At 30.5% G+C, this 1,261-nt stretch carries 3 protein-coding genes; all 3 read right to left on the bottom strand.

Annotated elements, in window-relative coordinates; all coding sequences use genetic code 11:
- On the bottom strand, nt 1-365 hold a 365-nt coding region (locus FPG59_RS16155), incomplete at its 3' end, for a hypothetical protein (protein WP_140344724.1).
- A 13-nt stretch (nt 366-378) separates the two neighbouring features.
- Entirely contained in the window at nt 379-675 is a 297-nt protein-coding gene (locus FPG59_RS16150) for a hypothetical protein (protein WP_086455541.1), read from the bottom strand.
- Between the two features lie 104 nt (nt 676-779).
- Nucleotides 780-1,169, bottom strand: a complete 390-nt coding sequence (locus tag FPG59_RS16145; RefSeq protein ID WP_086455540.1) for a helix-turn-helix domain-containing protein — start codon at nt 1,167-1,169, stop codon at nt 780-782.
- Between the last annotated feature and the right edge of the window lie 92 nt (nt 1,170-1,261).

Here is a 1,261-nt window from a genome sequence, read left to right as displayed (position 1 = left end):
GCTATACCATGAGTCACTTTTTTAAATTCTACTTTTTTTATTTCACAAACAAATTTTAATCCATTTTCATCTTCATATAATTTCCAGAGCCCGTGAATAAAAAGATTTCTATTAATTCTGATTTTATCAATAGAATTGTGTAGAGCTTTTATCCTTCCCTCTTCAACATAGCGATATTTGGTTAACTTTAATAACAATTTTAAGTTCTGACTGATATTGTTATCTTCCAATATAATTTGATTGACAAATTCGTCATCCAATTTTATTAATAATCCAATAATTTTTTTGATTTGACTTTCAAGGTTTGAAAATCCGATTGATATTTGCCCAATTAAGGAATAAAAATTTTGTTCTTGTGAAGTCATTCTTTTGTATTAATTATGGTTGTGACTTTAAAATTTCAGCCACATTTTTGCTTGTAGGACTACTACTAATCAATGCTATAGTGTCAGTAAGATTATTGTTTGAAATGTAATCTAGTATAAAATCTTCTGCCTCTTTTTTGTGGGCTGGTGAGGAAGAAAATGAATTAAGATAAAAATCATCATTTTCATCAGCAATGTGAATGATTTCAGTGTACTTCTTAGCAATTAATGCGCCTTTTAATTTCAATACTTTAAGCTCGTCACCGTTGTCAATTTCCTTTCTCACACGGAGTTTAATAGTTTTGTCCATTTTGTTGGTTTTTTATTATTGTTGCACCATAAAAAAATATCTGAAACAAAAAAGAGACCCCGTCTAGAGTCTCAATTTTGGAATTAATTCGCCTTCTATAAAGGTTATTTTTCTTTCAATAATTTTTCCAAATACTCGACTTTATCTTTTTCAGCCTGAACTAATCTTTCGTAAAGTTCTACAACTTTTTCAAGAGGATTAAAAGTAAGATGACTACAAGAATTTAATATGTGCCCTTTATTGTCGTAATAATTATTGAAATAATTAATCACAGCATCTTCCGAAAAGTTTTTAATTGCTTCAGGTGTTACACCAAGAGCTTTTGCAACTTCCATAAGTTTTTCTTCATCTATCGTTTCGCTATTCTCCATAGCAGATATCGCCTGTTGGTTTGTTCCCAAAGCCTGCGCCAATGCTTCTTGTTTCATGTCTCTAAGTTCACGAATACGGCTGATTTTTCGGCCTATATGATTTGGTTTTGTCAATGTGCTCATAGTTCAAAGATAATAATTAGGAATAAAAAAATAAGCAATCCGTAAAAAACATATTCGGTACTGTACGATACAGACCAAAATGATTCGGTACA

It is taken from the genome of Flavobacterium sp. FPG59, assembly GCF_002150205.1.
Lineage (GTDB): Bacteria > Bacteroidota > Bacteroidia > Flavobacteriales > Flavobacteriaceae > Flavobacterium.
Note: the sequence above shows the minus strand (reverse complement) of the source record. Positions and strands in the feature narration are given on the sequence as shown.

Excerpts from the sequence above, each read along its gene's own strand:
- FPG59_RS16150 (WP_086455541.1), bottom strand. The coding sequence starts at position 675 with ATGGACAAAACTATTAAACTCCGTGTGAGAAAGGAAATTGACAACGGT.
- FPG59_RS16145 (WP_086455540.1), bottom strand. The coding sequence starts at position 1,169 with ATGAGCACATTGACAAAACCAAATCATATAGGCCGAAAAATCAGCCGT.